The organism is Streptomyces huiliensis (genome assembly GCF_020037025.1).
GTDB lineage: Bacteria > Actinomycetota > Actinomycetes > Streptomycetales > Streptomycetaceae > Streptomyces > Streptomyces huiliensis.
On the sequence record NZ_JAIQLH010000464.1, the window covers coordinates 1 to 2,747 of the forward strand.

The window sequence follows — 2,747 nt, forward strand, 5'->3', positions numbered from 1 at the left end:
CGAGGAACTGGCCACCGCCCTCGCCCCGGTACGGCCCCGGACGGCGGACGTCCCCTTCCACTCCACCGTCACCGCGGAGGCCGTCGACACGGCCGGACTCGACGCGGACTACTGGTACACCAACCTGCGCCGGCCGGTCCTCTTCGAGGAAACCCTGCGGCACATGGCCGACGCCGGCTACCGGGTCTTCGTCGAGGTCAGCCCGCACCCCGTGCTCACCGCGCCGGTCGGCCAGGTCCTCGACGGCGCCGACCCGGCCGGCACGGGCCCGGTCATCGGCTCCCTCCGGCGCGGCCACGGCGAACCGGACGACTTCCTGCGGTCCCTCGCCGACGCCTACGCGGCCGGCGTCCCCGTGGACTGGTCCCCGACGTACGCGCACACCACCCCGCGCCGCGTCGACCTCCCCGGCCACGCCTTCACCCGGCAGCGCTTCTGGCCCACTGCCGGCGGCTCGACCGAAACGGGCGACCTGCGCACGACCGGCCTGACCCCGACCCGCCACCCGTTCCTGGCGGGCAGCGTCCCGCTCGCGGTCGGCGGCGGCCACCTCTTCACCGGCCACATCTCCCCGGAACGCCACCCCTGGCTCGCCGACCACACCGTCCACGGCGAGATCGTCGTCCCCGGCACGGCCCTCCTGGAACTCGCCGCCACGGCAGGCACCCGCCTGGGCACCCCCGTCGTCGACGAACTGACCCTGGAGTCCCCGCTGCTGGTCCGCGACGGCGGCTGCGCCCTCCAACTCCACATCGCCGACCCCGACGCCGACGGACGATCCCCCTTCACCCTCCACGCGGAGGACGGCGCGGACGGCTGGACGCGCACCGCATCGGGCACCCTCGCGGCGGCACCGGCCGACGCCGTACCCCGGCCCGGAGAGCCGACGGGCACCTCCCCGCTCCGCTCCGGCGAGCCGGCTGACGCCGCGGGGGAGGCCGGGGCGGCCGTGTCCCGCACCGACGCGTCCGCGAGTGCCGCGCCGGAGGTGGCGGTGGGCGTCGGGCGGGTCGGCGATGGCACGGTCGCCGGGCCGGCGTCCGCCGAGACCCCGTCGGGCGCCGGGAACGCCGTGCTCACGCCCGGTACTTCCGCCGGGCACGCACCCGAGCCCGCAGGCTCCGCTCCGGCGGACCCCACCCCCTGGCCCCCCGAAGGCGCCACCCCCCTCGCCCTCGACGGCCTCTACGCCCGCCTCGCCGAGTGCGGCGTCGAGTACGGGCCCTGGTTCCGGGGCGTTCGCGCCGCCTGGCGGTGCGCGGACGGGATCGCCGCCGACGTCGTCCTCGACGCGGGCGGTGAAGCACCCGACGTCCGGCACCTGTTGCACCCCGCCCTGCTCGACGCGGCCTTCCACGCAGCCCTCGCCGACCGCACGGAAGGCGCGTCCGGCGCGGCGCTGCTGCCGTTCGCCTGGTCGGGGGTGCGGCTGCCGGCGGGCGGGAGCGCTCCCCGGGAACTGCGGGTGCGGCTCGCGCCCGCCGGTGGGGACGCCGTGCGGATGACCGCGCACGACGCGGCGGGACGCCTCGTCGCGTCCGTGGAGTCCGTCCTCGCCCGGCCGGTGTCGGCCGACCGGCTCGCCGCGGCCCGGCCGGTGGCCGCGGACTGCCTGTTCACCATCGCGTGGACTCCTGCGGCCGGGCCGCCCGTACCGTCGCCGCCCGGGGCCGTGGCGGTGCTGGAGAGCGCCGAGGAGTGGCCCTTCCCCGTCTACGACCCGGCCGCTCCGGACCCGGACGTCCGGTGGGTCGTCGTCCCGGTCGCTCCGCCCGAGGGCGCCACGCCGCCCGCCGCCGCCCGCGCACTGACGGGCCGCGTCCTGGCCCTGCTGCGGGAGTGGCAGGCGGACGAGCGGCCGGCCGCCGGTGAGACCGACGCCGCCGGCGTCGGGCGCGGCGGCGGCACCCGCCTCGAAGGCGACCGGCCGCGCCTGGCGTTCGTCACGCGCACGGCCGTGGCCGCCCGGCCCGGGGACGAGGCCCGCGTCGCGCCGGAGACGGCCGCCGTGTGGGGTCTGGTGCGCAGCGCGCAGGCCGAGCACCCGGACCGGTTCGCCCTCGTCGACCTCGACGCGGCCGCCGGGCCCGCGGAACTCGTCCGCGCCCTGGGCCTGGACGAGCCCCAACTCGCCGTCCGCGAAGGGGCGCCGCTAGCGCCCCGGGCCGCCCGAGGCAGGGGGACGGGCAGCACCCCCTTCGACCCGGAGGCGACCGTCCTGATCACCGGCGGCACCGGCGGCCTGGGCGCCCTCGCGGCCCGCCACCTCGTGACCCGGCACGGCGTCCGGCACCTGCTGCTGGTGGGCCGCCGAGGCCCCGACGCCCCGGGCGCCCAGGCCCTCACCGCCGAACTCACCGCCCAGGGCGCGGACGTCAGGATCGCCGCCTGCGACGTGTCCGACCGCGACGCCGTCGCCCGGCTCCTCGCATCCGTACCCGCCGACCGCCCGCTGCGCGGCGTCCTGCACGCGGCCGGCGTCCTGGACGACGCGCTCGTCACGAACCTGACCGACGGGCAACTGGAAGGCGTGCTGCGCGCCAAGGCGGACTCCGCCTGGCACCTGCACGAGCTGACGCGCGGCCTCGACCTGACGGCGTTCGTCCTCTTCTCGTCGCTCGCCGGCGCCCTGGGCGGCCCCGGCCAGGCCAACTACGCCGCCGCCAACACCTTCCTGGACACCCTCGCCCACCTGCGCCGCGCCCAGGGCCTGCCCGCCGTCTCCGTCGCCTGGGGCCTGTGGGCCG

The 2,747-nt window shown here is 78.5% G+C and carries 1 protein-coding gene; it reads left to right on the forward strand.

Annotation, left to right across the window (positions count from 1 at the left end; all coding sequences use genetic code 11):
• Window positions 1-2,747, forward strand: a 2,747-nt coding sequence (locus JNW98_RS35150; protein WP_223772325.1) for an SDR family oxidoreductase, incomplete at both ends; no start/stop codon positions are given.